This window comes from Sphaerisporangium corydalis (assembly GCF_025506355.1).
GTDB classification, from domain to species: domain Bacteria; phylum Actinomycetota; class Actinomycetes; order Streptosporangiales; family Streptosporangiaceae; genus Sphaerisporangium; species Sphaerisporangium corydalis.
On record NZ_JANZYP010000004.1, the window covers coordinates 183,784 to 201,194 of the forward strand.

Here is a 17,411-nt window from a genome sequence, read left to right on the forward strand (position 1 = left end):
CCGGGGCGCCGCCCGGCCGCCCCCGGTGCGCGGGCGCACGAAGGCGAGGCGGAAAATGACGGAGGTGTACATCGTCGACGCCGTCCGCACGCCGTTCGGCAGGTACGGCGGCGCGCTGTCCGGCGTACGCCCCGACGACCTGGCCGCCCACGTCGTCCGGGCCCTGGTGGAGCGGACGCCGCTGCTCGACCCTGCCAGGATCGACGACGTGTTCCTCGGCAACGCCAACGGCGCCGGAGAGGACAACCGGGACGTGGCCCGGATGGCCGTCCTGCTGGCCGGGCTCCCGGTGACCGTCCCCGGCGTCTCGGTGAACCGGCTGTGCGGGTCCGGGCTGGAGGCGGTGGTCCAGGCGGGGCGGGCCATCGCGGCCGGCGACGCGTCCATCGTCATCGCGGGCGGGGTCGAGTCGATGACCCGGGCACCCTGGGTGCTGCAGAAGCCCGGCAAGGCGTTCCCCGCCGCCCACCAGGAGCTGTACTCGACCACGCTCGGCTGGCGCATGGTCAACCCGCGCATGCCCGCCGAGTGGACCGTGGCCCTGGGCGAGGGCGCCGAGCTGATCGCCGACCGGTACGGGATCACCCGCGAGCGGCAGGACGCCTTCGCCCTGGCCAGCCACGAGAAGGCGGCCCGCGCGTGGAAGGACGGCGCCTACGACGACGAGGTCGTCCCCCTCCCTGCCCCGGGCACGGCGGCGGCCACCGGCATCGTCCCCCTCGGCCATGACACGCCCGGCGCACCGGCGAGCACCGCCGGGACGGCCGGGACGCCGGTTCGCGCCACCGGGACGCCCGTGAACACCGCCGGGCCGCCGCGTGACGAGTCCATCCGCGACGACACGTCGCTGGAGTCCCTGGCCAGGCTCAAGCCCGCGTTCCGCCCGGACGGCGGCACCGTCACGGCGGGCAACTCCTCGCCGCTCAACGACGGGGCGGCGGCCCTGCTGCTGTGCGACGAGGACGGGCTGCGCGCCGTCGGCCGCGAACCGCTGGCCCGGATCCGGGCGTCCGCCGTGACCGGCATCGAGCCTCGGTACTTCGGGCTCGGACCCGTCGAGGCGGTGGGACGCGCGCTCACCCGGGCGGGGACGAACCTGGCCGATCTGACCGTGTTCGAACTCAACGAGGCGTTCGCCGCCCAGTCCCTGGGCTGCCTGGACGCCTGGCCGGAGCTGGACCCGGCGATCGTCAACCCGCTCGGCGGCGCCATCGCCATCGGCCACCCGCTCGGCGCCTCCGGGGCCCGCCTGGCGGGCGCGGTCGCCCGCCGGCTGGCCGCCGCCGGCTCCGGCACGGGCGTCGCGGCCCTCTGCATCGGTGTCGGGCAGGGCCTCGCCCTGGTCCTGGAAAGGTGAAGCCCATGCCCACCACGCCCCACCCCCGGCCCGCCGCGGCGCCGGACGCCCAGGAGGTCATCAGCGCCGAGATCGTCCAGGCGCGCCAGGCCTACGCCAAGACCGTCGAGGACGGCGCGCCCCGCCGCGACCACCCGGACCGCGACTACCCGCCGTACCGCAGCACCACCCTGCGCCACCCCCGGCGCGCTCTGGTCACCGTTTCCGACCCCGACGCGGTCGAGCTGAGCGGCCCGGTGTTCGGCGTCACCGACGTCACCGACCTGGACTCCGACCTCACCCGGCGGCACACCGGTGAGCCGCTGGGCGAGCGGATCCAGGTCACCGGACGGGTGCTGGACCGCGACGGGCGCCCGGTACGCGGCCAGCTCGTCGAGATCTGGCAGGCCAACGCCTCGGGCCGGTACGGCCACCAGCGCGACCAGCACCCGGCGCCGCTGGACCCGAACTTCACCGGGGCCGGCCGCTGCCTGACCGACGACCAGGGGACCTACGCCTTCACCACCATCAAGCCGGGCCCCTACCCGTGGCGCAACCACGACAACGCCTGGCGGCCGGCGCACATCCACTTCTCGCTCTTCGGCACGGCCTTCACCCAGCGGCTGGTGACGCAGATGTACTTCCCCGGCGACCCGTTGTTCCCCTACGACCCCATCCTGCAGTCGGTCACCGACGACGCGGCGCGTAACCGGCTCGTCTCCACCTACGACCACGACCTGTCCACCCCGGAGTGGGCCCTCGGGTACCGCTGGGACATCGTCCTGGACGGCCCGGCCGCCACCTGGATCGAGGAGGGCCGATGAGCTCCCCCACGGAACCGCTCGCGCCCACGCCGTCGCAGACCGTCGGCCCCTTCTACGGCTTCGCGCTCCCCTTCGCGGGCGGCGGCGACATGGCCCCGACCGGCGACCCCGGCACCATCACGCTGCACGGCAACGTCTACGACGGCGCGGGGGCGCCGATCCCTGACGCCCTGCTGGAGTTCTGGCAGCCGGGTCCCGGCGGGTCGCGGGCCGGCGCCCCGGGGTCCCTGCGCCGCGACCAGGTCGACGGCACGATCATCGGGCGCACCGGCCTGGACTTCACCGGTTTCGGCCGGGTCGGCACCGACGCCGACGGCCACTACGCCGTGCGCACCGTGCCGCCGGGCGGGGTGCCGTACATCTCGGTGTGCGTCTTCGCGCGCGGCCTGCTGCATCACCTGTTCACCCGCGCGTACCTGACCGACCCCGGGGCCGATCCGCTGCTGGCCTCGCTGCCCCCGGACCGCCGGGCGACCCTGCTCACGACCCTGGAACGCGACGGCGTCCACCGCTTCGACATCCGCCTGCAACACGACGGAACCCACGAGGAGACCGTCTTCCTCGCCTTCCCGGCGGGCCCCGCCTGAGCCCCGGCCCGAACTGCCGCCCGGCACGTGGTTCCCCGCGCGGACGGCCCCCCGGCGCGTCGTTCCCCGTACGGGGCCCGGCCGCGCGGTAGAACAAAGGCGAGGCCGTGACCTGGGAACTCTTTCTACCGAGCGCCCGGGTGGCCGCCAGGCGATCGTCCGACCACAGGGAAGACCCGTGCGCCCACCACCACAACCCCCGGCCGGCCACCCCGCCGGAACACCCCGCCCGCCCGGCGGGCGGTCACGGCCCGGGGCCGGGCGGCCGTGAAGGGACGCGGCTGGCTCAGGGCCGGTCTCTGCTTCCTGATCCTCTACCACCTGGTCTTCACCGGGCTGTGGCCGCTCCTGCTGCCCCAGTCGTTCTACGACGGCTTCCCGCTCCCCCGCCACGCGTGGGTGGCGATGCTCCCGCCGTTCAACGAGCACCTGCTGCGGGACTTCGGCGCCCTGAACATCTCCATCGCGGCGATCCTCGGCGTCAGCGCCTTCACCATGGACCGCCGCCTGGTCATGACGGTCCTGGTCGCCGGCGTGGTGTTCGCGATCCCTCACATGATCTTCCACGCGGCCCACCTGGACAACTTCCCGCCCCCCGACGCGATCGCCCAGACGATCCTCCTCGCCCTGATGGTGGTACTACCGGTGGTGCTGCTCCCCCTGGCCTACCGCCTGCCCCGAGTCGACCGGCTCAACTGACCGGGGCGTCCTCGGCGGCGGGGGCCGGCGGACGGCTCGCGAGCATGGCGGCCGATCGCGTCTGATGGCGGTGGGCCCAGTACCTGGCGGCGATGAAGACGAGCGAGCCGGCCCCCGCGATCGCCCAGCGGGTCTGCGCCGACAGCGACGTGACGGCGGTGACCGACAGGAAGATGTAGGGGCCGTCGATCAGGCCGTCGATGACCGGGTGCCGGCGGATCCAGGGCGAGTAGCGGTCCCAGATGATGATGGTGAACGCGAGCCAGCCGAACATCACGCCCGCGAAGACGCCCATGGCCCAGCCGTCCGAATCGGCGAAGCCCAGGGCCACCACCACGGCGACGGGGACGCTGAGCACGCGGAGCCACATGGGCGCCTTGCCCGCCGTCGTCCGCTCCGGCTCGGCCGGCCGATCCGATTCCAGTGTCATGGGAACCCTCCTGAGAAGCGGATCCTCGATGATCAGGTGGCCCGTGCACCCCGATCCGCGTTCCAAGAGATAGCGCCCGCCGCTTGCACCGCGCTTTCAGCCGCTGACATCGGATGTCACGCTCCCGGCCTCCCGCCGGGGCTCCCGTGCCGCGAGGGGGGATCGGGCGGTCGGGCCGGCCGGAACGGACCACCCGGGGGCCGGGCGGTCCGTCGTGTGCCCGTCAGGTCACAGCGTGACGCAGCAGGAGCAGCACTGGCTGCAGTAGCACGGCGGGGAGACGGTCGAGGCGCCCATTTCGCCCATGCCGTGACCGGAGGTCAGCGACTCGACGACCAGCCCGCTGGCTCCGAGCTCGAACACGTCGACCGGGAGGTTCTCCAGGTCGAAATCGAGCTTCCGAGAGACGCTCATCATTGCTTCCTTTCTCGATATGCGGAGTGTGACGCCAGGTCCGGACAAGGCATTCGAAGTATCGTCAGAAAACGGCCGCGCCGCATCCGCCGGGACAACCCACGCGCAGCCGGTCAGCGAATGGTCCTGAATAGTTCTGAACGGACCAGTTCCCCCGGCCGGCCTGCCGTGACCCCGGCCCGGACCGGCGTTCCCCCTCCTCGCGGCCAGGGCGGTGAGAGCGTTATCTGGTCCTTTCCGAACTATTCAGGACCATCCGCCGGACGCCCGAGCGCGGTCCGGCACGGCGGATGCGGCCGGAATATCCGATGAACATGATGGATGTGTATTGCGGATATGACGACCCTGTCAATCCTCGGACCAAGAAATGGAAGGGGAAAATGAGCGTTTCGCGGAAACTCGATTTCGACCTGGACAACCTGCCGGTCGACGTGTTCGATCTGGAGGGCGGGGGGCTCGCGGCCGAGTCCCTCACCGCCGGGCACGGCATGACCGAGGTCGGCGCGTCCTGCCCCACCTGCGCCGGCGGAGCCGTGTGCATATGCTCCTGCTTCTCGCTGTGAGCTGACCGATCGTGGGGGCGGGCCGCCCCCGGGCCGGCGGCCCCCCCCCACCCCCCACCGGCGGCCCGCGCCGGTGGGACCCCCCCAATGCACGCCATGGAACCGGATGGCACGCCGTCATGGTGAGGCTCGCTGACGGGATCGGTGGCGCGGTACGTGCCGCCGGGTGCGATCTCGTCAGTGGCCTCGGCAATGGCGCGCACCGGACGGCGAGCCGAGAACGAGGAGTCGTACGGCTCCGGCTCTGGGGGTGTTCTCTCTGCAAGTGTTACTCGTCGGCCTTTCGCCGTTGACGTCCCTGGGCATCGAGACCGTGCTCTCGCGGTCGTTCGGCGTCCAGAACGTCGAGCACCGCGAAACGGCTTTGGAACGCGCCGCGAAAGGCGACGTCGACCTGGTCATCCTCGATCCGTACGGGCCGACGCTGAGCGACGGCCTGAAATTCTGCCAGCGGCTCAAGGAGCTCCGCCTCCCGCCGCAGGTGCTGGCGTTCTCCGAATTCGGCGCCACGCGCGATCTGACGTACTTCTACCTCGCGGGCATCGACAGCTTCATCTCCTCCAGGGAGGGGCCGGAGCGGCTGGCGGCGGCGGTGCGGTCCACCCTGGAGGGCAAACGCGAATGGATCCTCGGCACCCCCGACCGCCGTGAGACCAGGGACAGGGAGCTCGACGGCCTGAGCGATCTCACCCCCCGGGAGCTGGAGGTGCTGTGGATGGTGTCGGACCGCTACACCAACGGGCAGATCGCCCGCTCGCTCTCCATCAGCCCGAACACCGTGAAGAACCATGTGGCCGCGATCCTGCGGAAGCTCGGGGCCAAGCGGCGCACGGAGCTGTTCTCCGGGGCGCCGCACCGCGTGTAGCGCGGCTCACGGGAACGGGTGGGGGTGGGCGTTCACGTCCTCGGGGCGGAGCGGCCGGTCGCGGTACCCGAGCAGCCGGGGCACCTCGTACAGCCGGGGCAGCCCCTCGACGCGCCGGTGCCGGTGCCCGAAGGTCATGGGCAGGGTGCCCGGGATGATGACCTTCACGCAGGAGAACCCGCCGGCCCGGTGCTCGGGGGCGGTCTGGTCCACGACGATGACGTCCAGGCCGCAGTCCAGGTACCGGCCGACGAGTTCCAGCAGGTCGTCACGCAGGTCGGCGTTGCCGAAGGCGGCGGGCCCGGCCGGCTCCGCGAAGGACGCGGTGCGCGTGGACCCGGTCAGGAACGCGAACCGGTCGAACACCTCCGGGTCGGCGTTCACCACCGAATGGTCCCCCATCGCCCGCACCAGCGACGGGTCACCGGCCATCTCGCGGGCCCGGGCGCGCTGCTCGGGGAAGGTCTGGACGAGCTGGGTGAGGATCGGGCCGAGCTCGCGCAGGGCGTTCTCGGCGGCGGTCTCCGGGTGGAGGTGGGACCCGGCCGCGCAGATCGCCTTCGGCCGCCCGGGCTCGCCGCCCGGGTCGACGGCCATCACCCAGTAGGAGGGGATCCCCTGTTCGAGCGTGGTGTCGAAGATCATGGTCTCGTAGCCGGTCTCGGCCCTGATGGCGTCCACGATCGTCGGGATGGCCCGGTCGCGGGCCGAGTGCGGGTCGACGCGCGGCACCCCCATCCTGGCGTACCAGGTCATCAGGAAGGCGTCCCGCTCGGCCACCTCCAGGATCCCGTACAGGATCGCCTCCTCCAGGCAGCCGCCGAGCGCGCAGCCGTTGGAGATCTCGTACACGAACCTCGGGGACTCCGCGTCGGTGTGCGGCACCCGGTAGTAGGCGTACGCCTCGGGCACCAGGACGGGCGCCTTGCGCGCGAACGAGTACGCCCACACCCAGCGGTAGGGGCGGTCCTCGTCGAAGGGCTCGAACGGGTAGCCGGGCAGCCGGTAGCTGCTCTGCGGGTGCGCGCCGAGCGTCCGGGGGTCGACCGCCTCGCCGGCCACCTGGCGGTGGCTCGCCCGCACGACCGTCCGCTTGCCGCCCGGGGCCATGCCGCCGTACCGCTCCAGGGCTTCGAGCAGGGCGGTCAGCTCGCTGACCCGGTAACTGCGGGTACGGCCGTATCCGCTCTCCACGCCGCCGTCCCGCAGCCCCATCGGCGCCGCCGCGAGCACGATGCCGCCCTGGCTGTCCCGGTACAGGTCGCGCACGAGGCCGCTTTCCGCGTCGACGTAGGTCTTCCTGAGCGCGGGCATCTCGTCGGCCACCGACCGCGTCCGGTAGGTGCCCGGCGCCGGTTTGGGCCTCGGCTCCAGCTCGATCCGCGCCCGCTCCGCGTCGTCGTCCGGCAGCCCGCCGCACACGGCGCAGAGCGGGTCGGGCAGGAAGCGGTGGGCCGTCACCTGGAGGGTCCGCAGGTCGAGGTACAGCATCGCGCCACGCGTACGCGCCGAGCCGGGGCCGGGGGCCGATCCGCCGACCGTGTCGGCCCCGTCGGCCCCGTCGGCGGCCAGCCGGGCAGCCCCGTCGGCCCCGTCGGCCCTGTCGGCCCCGTCGGCCCTGTCGGCCCTGGCAGCCCTGGCAGCCCGGTCGGCCCCGTCAGCGGCCAGCCTGGCGGCCTCGTCGGCGACCAGTGCCGCGACGAGGCCGGCGGCCAGTGGCGTCAGCCAGGACGACGGGCGGCGCCGGATCGCCTCCTCGTGCCGCCGCCATACCGCGTCGTGTCCCTCGGGGTTGCCACGGGCCAGCCGCCGGCGCAGTTCCGCGCATTCGACGCATCCTGGGGTCCCCGGGGACTCGACCGGCCCGATCACGACGCGGCCCAGTTCGGCGCGCACCGGCAGCCACGGCAGGCCCCGGACGGCGCACGCCGCGCGCACCTCGGGGTACCTTTCGGCGTCCCAGCCGTCACTGGCGGCCACCACCAGCGGACGGCCGCCGGGGATCGCCGACGCGGCCGCCCGATCGGCGCGGCGGGCACCGGCGCCGGCCGCGATCGCGCCGGCGAGCACCCCCTCGCCGAGCAGTGCGATCTCCGGCGCGGGCCGGGTCTCCTGGGCGGGCGTCTCGGTCTCAGTCATCAACGATCACCACGTGGACGGTGTAGGGCATGATGGCGCCGACCTCGGGATCGTGGTCGAGCGGTACGGCGATCGGGCGGTGGCCTCGTGCCACCAGGGCGGCGGCGAGACCGGCCGCGTCCAGCGGTGGCCCGCCGGGCAGCGGGCGCGTCGCGGTCCCCCGCAGGCGTTCCGGGATGCCGCGCACCGGCGGCGGGGCGTAGGCGGGCTGGCCGTTCTCGCGCGCCTGGTAGCGCAGGAGCGCCTGTTCGAGCGCGCCGGTCACCGCCTCGGCGGCCGACGGCGCGGCGGCGCGCCCGGCGGGCACCGCCCCGAGGTAGCAGACCACGGCTGGCACGCCGAGCGGGCCCGTGACGTCGTACACCGTGACCGGCTCGCCGATGGCGGCCAGCAGCGCCCGGTAGCGGTCCCCGCGCGCGTCCAGCGCCGCGCCGGCCAGGTCGACCCGGGGGTACGGCGCGGGCGACTGAGCCAGTCCGTCCATCGTGAGGCGCTCGCACTGGCCCGCCAGGCCGCGCGTGACGGCCTCGTCCCAGTCGTAGGCGGCGGCGACGCCCGGGGGCGGCACGTGCACGGGGGCGGCGGCGACACCGGGAGGCGGTACGTACGCGGAGGCGGCGGGGCGCAGCGCCGGGAACGCCCGCGTGACGTCCACGAGGTGGGTGCCGCTGTCGGCGATCCCGTACCCCTGGACGTGACCCGACAGCCGCCCGCTCCTGAGTCCTGACAGCGTCTCGCCGGGGTCGGCGCGCGGGCCGGGCGGCCGGCCGGCGACGGAGTGCAGCCTGCGCGGGTCGAGCATCAGCGACGCGTAGCCGGCGAACGCCCTGAGCGCGGCCTGGTAGCGCGCGGCGGCGAAGTCCAGGCCGGCCCCGGTGACCCTGAGCGCGGGCGCGCCGGGACCCAGCAGGCCGGCGGGGTCGGAGACCTCGATCTCGCAGACATGCAGCGGGATCTGGGCGAAGTCGCGCTCGCCAGGCGCGCCGAAGACGCCCACGTGGTCCCCGGCGCAGACCGCCGCGCGCCGCGAGAAGGTGTCGTCGTCCAGGCGGGCACCCGCGCGCAGCGACGCGACACGGTCGGCGACGCCGGGCACGACGGGGGCGGGCATCGCGAACGGGTGCGGCACGAACGCGCACACCTCGCCGTCCAGCGTGGCCAGGTCGACCCGGGTCACCTGGTTCCTCGGCGGCGCGGCCGACCCGGTGATCGACCGAAAGACACCATGCACAAGCTGCCCGGCCACCACCGCGGCGGCGGCCTCGTCCGGCACGGTCTCGTCCGGCACGGCCCTGCCTGGTGCGGCCCTGCCTGGTGCGGTCGCGTCCGGCGCGGTTCCGCCCGGTGCGGTCGCGTCCGGTGCGATTCCGGCCGGTGCGGTCGCGGCCGGTGCGATTCCGGCCGGTGCGGTCGCGGCCGGTGCGATTCCGGCCGGTGCGGTCGCGGCAGGTGGGGGGTCGTCGGGGGGCGAAAACGCCTCCGGTGAGGTGCCGGGGCGGGGTGGTGGGGTGGTGACGGGGTGGCGGGCCAGGAGGCGGTGCCGGGCCGACGTCCAGCTCAGGCCGTCGCGGCCGCCGAGGCCGGCGGTGCCGATCCACGCGTGGCCGTCCAGGACCAGTGCCTGCGCGAGCAGGACGCCGCTCTCCTCGCACAACCGGTCCAGCAGGCCCGCCCGCTCCACCATCGGCCGGTCGGAGGCGTGCAGGACCAGGTCCACCCCGTCGATCAGGGACCTGACCGCCTCGCCGGTCTCCCCGCGCGGCAGGTCGCCGTCCGGCCACGGCCGCTCGCCCCGCCACCCGCCCCCGAGGGCGCCGAGGCCCGCCAGGTCGGTGGGGCACTCCGCGGTGGTGACCACCCGGACCTGCCCCAGCCCGGAACGGACGGCGGCGACGGCGACGGCCCGGCAGAGCCGCCCGGCGCCGACCACCAGGGTCACCTTGTCCTCGTACTGCCGGAAGACGGCGTCGGGGAAGTCGCGGAAGTAGCCGACGAAGCCGGCCTCGGGGCGGAGCGGACCCGCGCCTGACGCCACGTCCGGTGCCGTGTCCCTGACCACGTCGCGCTCGATCAGCGTCGTGACCAGCTTCCTGACCAGGTCCGCGCGCTCGGCCGGGAGGTCGGCCGTGAGCTCGGCGAGGGTGTGCCGCCCGTCAAGGAACGGCGCGAGCCGGTCGATCAGGGAGTGGACCGAGCGCCCGGTGAAAGCGGACGCACCGTGGTGGGTGAGGATGTACGCCCCGTCGGAGGTCTCGGCGTAGTAGGCGTCAGGGCGCAGTAGTAGTCCCACGGTCCTCTCCTTGGTGGCTCGTGGCGGGGGCCGGGTTCTGTCGTACAGGGCTCGTGCCGGGGGCGGGGTTCGGTCGTTCCGGGCTCGTGGCGGGGGGCGGGTTCTGTCGTACAGGGCTCGTGCCGGGGGCGGGGTTCGGTCGTTCCGGGCTCGTGGCCGGGGCCGGGTTCTGTCGTACGGGACTGGTGGCGGGGGGCGGGTTCTGTCGTTCCGGGCTCGTGTCGGGGGACGGGTCTCGCGGGCGGCTGCCGAGCAGGAACTCGCCGACGCTGCTCTCGGTGAGGTAGTCCGCGCCGGTGGCCTCGGTGAAGGCGCCGGCCTCACCCGCGCCGAGGCCGCAGGCCGCCAGCCCCATGGACGTGGCGACCAGGTACATGGTCTGGTACAGCACGCCGACGTGCTTGAGGACGAGGGAGTACGGAAGCTCCTCGTACGTCAGCATCAGCCGGCCGAACCTCGCCGCCACCACGAGCAGCACCTGCGGCGGGGCCTGCATCATCGCCGCGGACGTCGCGGTGCGCAGCAGCCGCCCGACGGACGGCTCGGGCCCGCGGACCAGGCGCAACCGGTGGTCGTGCGGGTCGTAGTGGTACATGCCCGGGTCGAGCCCGGCGGCGCGGCGCACCACGGGGTACAGCTCCAACTCGTAGGTCGACCCGCCGGACGGGTGCGGGCGGCTCACGTACTCCACGCCCTCGCGGGTGAAGGAGTGCCGCACCCGGGCGCAGCGGTACAGCAGCTCGCCGAGCTGGTCGGCGGTGATCGGGGCCTCGTCGTCGTGCTCGCGGATCGAGCGGCGTTCCTCCACCACCGCCGTCAGCGGGCGGTCGGACACGCGCAGCGTCGCCATGTCCGGCCGGTAGAGGTCCACCACGGGCCCGGGGTACGGTTCCCGTCTCGCGGGCAGCGACTCGTGCAGGCCCTTGGCCCAGGTCGTACGGCCGAACCCGCCGGAGTAGCCGCCGTCGCCCATCCGGCTGCGCGCGTGGAACCACAGCTCGTGGGGACGCCACTGCTCCACGTCCCGGCCGGTCTCCCCCGACGCCGCCACGACGAGCCCCGCCCGGAACAGGTCCCGCACCACCCGCCTCACTGCCGCGTCCGGCAACGCACCCCACACGGCGTCCGGCAATGCACGACGCACGACGTCCGGCACCGACCCCACAACCGCGTCCGGCACGGAGCCCGCGACCGCGACCGGCACCGAGCCCACGACCGGCACCGACGCCGCGATCGCCTCCGGCACCGAGCCCGCGACCGCGTCCGGTGTCGAATCCGGGGCGGCGTACGGTGAAGCAGGGAGGACCAGGGCGCCGATCAGGGACATGACGCGCGCGTCGTGCACGAGCATCCGCGCCCGTGCCAGCGGGGACTCGACGACGAGCCCGTCGCCCTCCCGGCGCATCACGGTGAACCGCGACAGCACCAGATCGGGAGGAAGCGCCTCCGGCGCCTTGGACTCGGGGCACAACGGCTGCATCGTGTACAGATCGCGCCCCCGGTGGCGCACCGTCGTCACGATCCAGCCGCCCGCGCGGAGCGTGCCGAGGAAGGCGGGCACCTCGCCGGGCCCTCCCACGGCGAGCAGCTCGCCCGTCGTACAGGCTCCGCGGGCCAGCAGGTCGAGCACGGCGCGCTTCACCGCGCCGGGCGCGCCGAACGCCTCGCTGTGGTGGGAGAGCCCGCGCCGCAACAGGAGCAGCTCCCCGCCGATCGTGGCCAGGAACACCCCGGGCCGCAGGCTGAGCACCTCTTCGACCGCCGCCATCACCTCAGCGCTCATCGCGAGCTCGCCTCACGGGGGGCCGGCTCGCGGGGAGCCGCCTCACGCGGGGCCGGCTCGCGGGGAGCCGCCTCACGGAGAGCCGCCTCACGGGGGGCCGCGTGCGGTGCGGGTTCGGTCGGGACGGACGGGCCGGTCGGGACGGACGCCGAGACGTCGTAGCGGTCCTCGACCGCGTTCGCCGCCAGGTGGCACAGCAGGAACCGCTCGGCCGGGGCGACTCCGAGCCGGGTCAGGTACAGGTAGGTGAGGTTGAGCATCAGCCGGTACCGGAGGAAGTCCGCGGAGACCCGCGTCCGCTCCCAGCGCGGATCGCCGAACAGCCTCCGGTGGAACGGGCTGAGCCCCGCGAGCCCGCCCTCGGCGGGCGCCGTGTCCCCCATCGGGACCAGGCCGTCCCGCACCAGCAGCCCCGCACGGCCGCGGTACGGCGTGAGCGTCGTCACCCATTCCCCGACGAACGGTACGTTCCGCCGCCCGTCCGCGAGGGTGGCCACGACCGCGTCCACCCGGTCCACCAGCGCGTCCGCGTTCCGCGCGTAGTGCTCGTCCCAGGCGGGACGCAGCCCGGCGCCCTCGGGGAAGCCGCACAGGAACCCTTCGGCGTGCGAACGGAACGACACGAACGCCTTCGTGATCCCGGCGCCGGACAGCGCGTGGGCAGTGGCGATCATCAGGTTGAAGCCCAGCGCGAGCCGCGCGGGCCCGCTGACCTCCTCGATCATGCCGAACGCCAGCTCGGTCGTCCCGGCGTGGAAGTCGGCCAGCAGGTCGGCCGTCTCGGGGTTGCCGAGGACGTCCTCCCGCCGGTCGTAGGGGGCGACGCGGAGGGAGTTGTCGGGATGCCACGGCGTCAACGGGCCCTGATCCCCCTCCAGCTCGGCGAGCCGCCGGTGGGCGGGAAGCTCGGCCTCGGGATCGCGCCGCCGCACCGACGGGCGCCTCGCCAGGAAGCCGCCGATGACCTCCTCGGCGGCCGGGCGCACCACCTTCTCGAAGGTCGCGGCGCCGGCGCGGACGTTCAGCCTCAGGTGCGGCCCGCGTCTCCAGTGCCGGGTGAACGACATGGCGCCCACCTGGCCGGCGAGCCGGCGGAACAGCGGCCGGACCCCCTCCAGGATCAGGGCGTCCTTGTCGGCCTCGTAGTAGTAGACGTGGATGCTGCGCCACTCCACGATGTCAGCCCCCCTCTTCGGCGAGCACCGCCACCGCCTCGGCGGCGAGCCTCCGCAGGGCCGCCTCCGTGACGATGGACAGCCCGAACCTGTTGCAGATCAGATGGGCGCAGATGTCCAGGACCGTGGGCACCCCGCCCCCGGGCGTCGCGATCCCGCCCCGGCCTTCCCAGCCGCGTGACGGCGGGACGAACGCGCCTTCGGCGGCCAGCGCCGTGAGCGTGTCCCGCAGCGTCCTGGCCGACCGCGCCCAGTCGGCCAGCGTCCCGCCGGGCGGCGGGTCCTGGACGGCGGCCAGGGCGCGCATCCGCCGGGCGAGCCCGGTCACCTTGTCCCGCCGCGCGTCGTCCCCATCGGGCGCCCGCCGCCGTCCGCCGGTCCAGGACGCCCGGCCGCCCGGGCCGAGGTCGCCGGTCCAGGACGCCAGGCGGCCAGGGTCGGGTTCGCCGATGAACCAGGTCAGCAGGATCAGCGCGCCGGCGGCCGTGGCCCGCCGGTCGGCGGGCACCCCCAGGGTGACGACCCTCAGCGCGATCCGGCTCGACTCGGCGAAGTGCCGTTCGACCGCCTCGATCGCGGGCCCGTGCCCGTACCGGTCGTGCTCGCGCCGGTAGGGGATGAACGAGACCGAATTCGGCGGGTGGGGACGTTCGGAGTAGGACGTGAGGTGCTCCCGCTCCGCCAGCGAGCGGGCCATCCGCGCGTACTCCTCGGGATCGGGGTGGCCGGCGGACGGGTACCGGGCCAGGTGGTCCCCGAACCTTTCGGCGACCAGCCGCTCGACCTCTGCCCGGACGCCGCCGGTCCGCCGGTCGGTGACGCCGGAGGCGTCCGCAGCGTCGGCGGCGCCGTCGGTGGCCGGCAGGACGCGCAGGCGGAGGTGCGGGCCACCGTCCCAGTACCGCAGGAAGAAGAACTCGCGCGCCAGCCCGGCCGCGTCGAGCTCGGCCACCAGCGGGGCGACGACGCCGGTGATGAGCGGGTCCAGGTCGCCCTGGTAGAAGACGTGGGCGCTCACCCAGGCGGACTCGTGCGCGGCGGACTCGGCGAGGGCGGCGGACTCGGCGGGAGCGGCGGGGGCGGAGTCGGAAGGGTTGACCTCGGAGGGGGCGACCTCCGAGGCGGCGACCTCCGAGGGAGCGACCTCCGAGGGAGCGGAATCGGAGGGGGCGGTCCGCTCAGGCACCGCCGGCCCCCGCCGGCTCGGAGATCTCGACGATGAGCTCGGTGACGCGGGGGTCGGCGCCGGCCGGGCCGAGCGCGTCCTGCGGTCCCGGCAGGGCCTCTTCGAAGACCACGACCGGTCCCGCGCCCTTGAGCGTCCGCTCGAACGCCATCACCAGGTACCAGTTGGCGAAGTCGACGTAGACCGGTTTGTGGGACTTGTCGAGGATCCACCGGGTGGTCGGCACCTTCGAGCCGGTGAGCGGGTCGCCGTCGAACACGCGGACGAAGCAGCGCTCCGGTATCCCGTGCGCCCGCAGCCACACCACGATCCTGACCAGGTAGCTCGCGTCGGACTCGCCCTTGCCGCGCACCGGCACCTGGCCGGTCGCCGCGACCCAGCGCGCCCGCCGGATGGTGACCCTGCCGACCTCGACGCGCGCGTGGGCGGTCACCGTCTCCGGGACCGACCAGGCGTCGGAGGAGGCGAGCAACGGTGTGCTGGGACGCATGTAGTACGTGACGCCGAACGCCTGGGCCAGCAGCCGGGCGGCGGCCGGGAGCAGGACGTCCGCCATCATCCCGAGGTGCAGCGTCCTGACCTCGGCGCCGAGCCCTCGCGCGGCCAGCCGCGCCAGGTCCGTCGCGGGGTCGTGGACGATCTCCAGGTCCGACAGCGGGATGCGCTCCCCGGCCGGGCGGGCGCTCTCGGTGAACGGGTAGTCGATCTCGTAGGGCACGCTCGGCAGCCGTACATTCGGGGAAAACGCGAACATCCCGCCGAACTCCGCGAGGACGGGCTCGCCCGGGGCCGCGTCCCAGGTGTGGTCCGGCGGCGTGCCGCCCGCCTGGCGCACCAGGTGCAGGGTCCTGCCGCGGCCGCGCCCGAAGCCGCCGTGCGCCGCGTTGACGACGAGGCGCAGGGTCGTGTCGTCGCCGAGCACCTGCAGGTAGCAGGCCATCGACGGCGGCGCGGTGATCCACTCCGGCCAGGTCGCCGCCAGGCTCGCGAGGACGGCGGGATCGGCGCGGACGACGCCGTCCCCGTCGGCCGGCGGCAGCAGGGCACGGTGCAGGGCCGCGCGGATCCGGCCCAGCTCGCGCAGCCGGGCGAGGTGGCTGCGTCCCAGGTCCGGGGCCGGGGCGAGGGTCATCCGCAGGAGCCCGGCGAGTTCACGCACGACGGGGCTCTGGTCGGCCTCGTCGCGCCGCAGGTCCTCCCCGATCGCCTCGTGCAGCAAAAGGAAGCGCACGCGGGCGCCCGGGCCGAACCGTTCCGCGCAGTAGGCGCCCAGGGCCACCCGCAGGGGCAGCGCCGGGTCGAGCGCGCCGAGCGCGCGCCGTACGACGTCGAGGTCCTCCAGCGCCGGGCGCCAGACGGGCATCGAGAACTCGGCCACGACGCCGGTGTGGACGGCGTTCTCCCGCATCACGTCCAGGGGGCGGGTCAGGTGGCCGGACGGCAGGCCGGCCCGTTCGGCGAACCGGCCGAGCGCGGCGCCGAGCTCCCGCTGCCGGAGGGTGTGCCCCGCCACGTCGGCGACCGCCGCCGGGTGGCGCAGCCGCCACCGGACGTCGTCCACCAGCGCAACGGTGCCGGGGTCCCCGCCGTTCGCGGTCAGCCAGGCGGACAGCTCACCCAGCGGGTCGGCCGAGAGGTCGGCGACCGGCGACCGGTGGTGCAGCAGCCCGGCGTCCACCAGGGTCGACAGGAACGGCTCGACCGGCCCCTCGCCCCGGTCGCCGGCGTCGAGCAGGTCCCGCAGGCCGCTCATGGTGTACGAGGCCCCGCCGCCGAGGATCCGCAGGCACTCGCGGACGGCGGGCGTGGCCGGCACGGTGACGATCGGCTCCCCGGGCGCGGGGCCGAGGAACCTGACCGTGCCCTCGTCCAGGGTGGCGCTCGGGTTGAGGCGCAGCGGCATGGCCTGCGCCACCCGAGGGTCGGCGCACAGTGCGGTGACCAGCCGTTTCAGCAGGAACCCGTTGACCTCCAGCACGCCGAGCACCGGGCCGCGCTCCGCGAACCGCGCGCGAGGGCCGCCAGGCGACCACGTTCCCGCCCCGCTGACGGTGAACGTGCTGAACGGGCTGGTCTTGGCGGCGGCCCGCGCCGCGTACTTGGCCAGCCGGGTCAGGGACTGCCGCCGGGGGCGGCTCTTCTCGTCGGCCAGCCACTTGGCCGTCTCGCCGTACAGCGCCGGGCTGGCCTGGGACAGGGCGCGCTGGAAGCCCGGGTCCCCCACGATCTCGCGCAGCGCCGCCTGCTTGATCTCGGCCTCCCAGGCCAAAAACCTCGGCAGCCGGGCGCTCAGCCGCTCGCGCTCGCCCAGGGTCTCGACCCAGGACGCCACCCGGCCGGCCATGCCGGCGGGCAGCACGGCGGCCACGTGCTCGTTCCACTCCCGCTCCGACGGCCGCCGCCCCCGGTGCACCGCGCGCCGCAACCCGACCAGCACCGCCCGGCCCGCGACCTCTCGCGCGGGCCCCGCCTCCGGGTCGCCGTCCCGCGAGGGCGGGGCGTCGGAGACGGCGACCCCCGTACAGCGCGCCCCCTCCGGCGCGGAGACGACCGGCGAGGCGGCGGGGCGGGAGGGTACGGCCGTGGTGGCGGGCCGGGAGGGGACGGTTCGCGCAGGAGGGGATTTCAGCCCGCCGATGACCGCGTAAAGCTCGTCCGCCAGGATGTCGCCCTCGGCGGCGAGCCGTTCACGCAGTTCGGCGATCTCGCGGACCCGCGTGGACGAGTCCTCGAAACGCAGCCGCTCCATGGCCGACATCGGCAGGCCGGCCACCCGCACCACCAGCGGCGACGCCACCCTGACCCCATTCGGCAGGACGAATTTCTCCTCCACAGGACGAGCCGGCCCTTTCGCTAGTGCGGTTTCCGCGAACCGTCGCCGGGCCGCCCTCGTTTCCCCGCCACGCGCACCCGGAGGCAGGGGCGGCATTGTTCGAAAGGGCCGGTCGGGTCGGCGAAGATGGTGAATGAATTTCTTTGCCACAGCAGCGTGTCAAGTATTTCCATTCGCCGGCTCGGCCACATCCGCCGATGTCGACCACCCTCAGCCAGTCCCCGGCTGGTTCTGACTGGTCCAGACCGGACTAGACGCGTTCACGGGCCGGTTCACGGGCCGCGCCG

The 17,411-nt window shown here is 74.4% G+C and carries 14 protein-coding genes; 6 read left to right on the forward strand and 8 right to left on the reverse strand.

Features of this window, described 5'->3' with window-relative positions:
• The first annotated feature begins 55 nt into the window (after positions 1–55).
• From NYZ98_RS04930 to NYZ98_RS04945, 4 genes are all read left to right on the forward strand, one after another.
• A complete protein-coding gene (locus NYZ98_RS04930) occupies positions 56–1,357 on the forward strand; it encodes a thiolase family protein (protein ID WP_262841263.1) in 1,302 nt (433 codons plus the stop codon).
• Between the two features lie 5 nt (positions 1,358–1,362).
• On the forward strand, positions 1,363–2,160 hold the full coding sequence (gene pcaH, locus NYZ98_RS04935; protein WP_262841264.1) for a protocatechuate 3,4-dioxygenase subunit beta: 798 nt from the start codon (positions 1,363–1,365) through the stop codon (positions 2,158–2,160).
• The gene (pcaG, locus tag NYZ98_RS04940; RefSeq protein WP_262841265.1) at positions 2,157–2,747 is read left to right on the forward strand and encodes a protocatechuate 3,4-dioxygenase subunit alpha; all 591 of its coding nucleotides are present in this window, start codon (positions 2,157–2,159) and stop codon (positions 2,745–2,747) included. The genes pcaH and pcaG overlap by 4 nt, the downstream gene beginning before the upstream one ends.
• Before the next feature lie 267 nt (positions 2,748–3,014).
• On the forward strand, positions 3,015–3,446 hold the full coding sequence (locus NYZ98_RS04945) for a DUF4267 domain-containing protein (RefSeq protein ID WP_262841266.1): 432 nt from the start codon (positions 3,015–3,017) through the stop codon (positions 3,444–3,446).
• Here the strand turns inward: NYZ98_RS04945 and NYZ98_RS04950 are convergent.
• Both NYZ98_RS04950 and NYZ98_RS04955 read right to left on the reverse strand, forming a co-directional pair.
• The gene (locus tag NYZ98_RS04950; RefSeq protein ID WP_262841267.1) at positions 3,439–3,876 is read right to left on the reverse strand and encodes a hypothetical protein; all 438 of its coding nucleotides are present in this window, start codon (positions 3,874–3,876) and stop codon (positions 3,439–3,441) included. The genes NYZ98_RS04945 and NYZ98_RS04950 overlap by 8 nt on opposite strands.
• Positions 3,877–4,104: 228 nt before the next feature.
• Positions 4,105–4,290 carry a thiomuracin/GE37468 family thiazolyl RiPP peptide gene (locus tag NYZ98_RS04955; protein ID WP_262841268.1) on the reverse strand — a complete coding sequence of 62 codons (186 nt, stop codon included), beginning with the start codon at positions 4,288–4,290 and terminating at the stop codon, positions 4,105–4,107.
• A gap of 380 nt (positions 4,291–4,670) precedes the next feature.
• On the opposite strand from NYZ98_RS04955, the gene NYZ98_RS04960 reads away from it, so the two are divergent.
• Positions 4,671–4,853: a thiomuracin/GE37468 family thiazolyl RiPP peptide gene (locus tag NYZ98_RS04960; RefSeq protein WP_262841269.1), complete on the forward strand. Its 183-nt coding sequence runs from the start codon at positions 4,671–4,673 to the stop codon at positions 4,851–4,853.
• 265 nt (positions 4,854–5,118) lie between these two features.
• Complete coding sequence (locus tag NYZ98_RS04965; RefSeq protein ID WP_262841270.1) at positions 5,119–5,718, forward strand: response regulator transcription factor; 600 nt, start codon at positions 5,119–5,121, stop codon at positions 5,716–5,718.
• A gap of 6 nt (positions 5,719–5,724) precedes the next feature.
• On the opposite strand, the gene NYZ98_RS04970 is transcribed toward NYZ98_RS04965, so the two are convergent.
• Genes NYZ98_RS04970 through NYZ98_RS04995 form a run of 6 tightly spaced genes read right to left on the reverse strand, consistent with a single transcriptional unit; the run spans position 5,725 to position 17,124 of the window.
• On the reverse strand, positions 5,725–7,857 hold the full coding sequence (locus NYZ98_RS04970; protein WP_262841271.1) for a TOMM precursor leader peptide-binding protein: 2,133 nt from the start codon (positions 7,855–7,857) through the stop codon (positions 5,725–5,727).
• Positions 7,850–10,147, reverse strand: coding sequence for a YcaO-like family protein (locus NYZ98_RS04975; RefSeq protein ID WP_262841272.1), 2,298 nt, complete (start codon positions 10,145–10,147; stop codon positions 7,850–7,852). The genes NYZ98_RS04970 and NYZ98_RS04975 overlap by 8 nt, the downstream gene beginning before the upstream one ends.
• Positions 10,125–11,930: a SagB/ThcOx family dehydrogenase gene (locus NYZ98_RS04980; RefSeq protein ID WP_262841273.1), complete on the reverse strand. Its 1,806-nt coding sequence runs from the start codon at positions 11,928–11,930 to the stop codon at positions 10,125–10,127. The genes NYZ98_RS04975 and NYZ98_RS04980 overlap by 23 nt, the downstream gene beginning before the upstream one ends.
• Positions 11,927–13,105, reverse strand: coding sequence for a thiopeptide maturation pyridine synthase (locus tag NYZ98_RS04985; RefSeq protein ID WP_262841274.1), 1,179 nt, complete (start codon positions 13,103–13,105; stop codon positions 11,927–11,929). The genes NYZ98_RS04980 and NYZ98_RS04985 overlap by 4 nt, the downstream gene beginning before the upstream one ends.
• 4 nt (positions 13,106–13,109) lie before the next feature.
• The gene (locus tag NYZ98_RS04990) at positions 13,110–14,291 is read right to left on the reverse strand and encodes a lantibiotic dehydratase C-terminal domain-containing protein (RefSeq protein WP_262841275.1); all 1,182 of its coding nucleotides are present in this window, start codon (positions 14,289–14,291) and stop codon (positions 13,110–13,112) included.
• A complete protein-coding gene (locus NYZ98_RS04995; RefSeq protein WP_262841276.1) occupies positions 14,284–17,124 on the reverse strand; it encodes a lantibiotic dehydratase family protein in 2,841 nt (946 codons plus the stop codon). Before NYZ98_RS04995 ends, NYZ98_RS04990 begins: the two co-directional genes overlap by 8 nt.
• Positions 17,125–17,411 lie beyond the last annotated feature (287 nt).

Bases quoted from the DNA above. Each gene is read 5' to 3' on its own strand.
- NYZ98_RS04955 (WP_262841268.1), bottom strand. From the start codon at position 4,290: ATGAGCGTCTCTCGGAAGCTCGATTTCGACCTGGAGAACCTCCCGGTC.
- NYZ98_RS04970 (WP_262841271.1), bottom strand. From the start codon at position 7,857: ATGACTGAGACCGAGACGCCCGCCCAGGAGACCCGGCCCGCGCCGGAG.
- pcaG (WP_262841265.1), top strand. From the start codon at position 2,157: ATGAGCTCCCCCACGGAACCGCTCGCGCCCACGCCGTCGCAGACCGTC.
- NYZ98_RS04980 (WP_262841273.1), bottom strand. From the start codon at position 11,930: ATGAGCGCTGAGGTGATGGCGGCGGTCGAAGAGGTGCTCAGCCTGCGG.
- NYZ98_RS04930 (WP_262841263.1), top strand. From the start codon at position 56: ATGACGGAGGTGTACATCGTCGACGCCGTCCGCACGCCGTTCGGCAGG.
- pcaH (WP_262841264.1), top strand. From the start codon at position 1,363: ATGCCCACCACGCCCCACCCCCGGCCCGCCGCGGCGCCGGACGCCCAG.
- NYZ98_RS04950 (WP_262841267.1), bottom strand. From the start codon at position 3,876: ATGACACTGGAATCGGATCGGCCGGCCGAGCCGGAGCGGACGACGGCG.
- NYZ98_RS04960 (WP_262841269.1), top strand. From the start codon at position 4,671: ATGAGCGTTTCGCGGAAACTCGATTTCGACCTGGACAACCTGCCGGTC.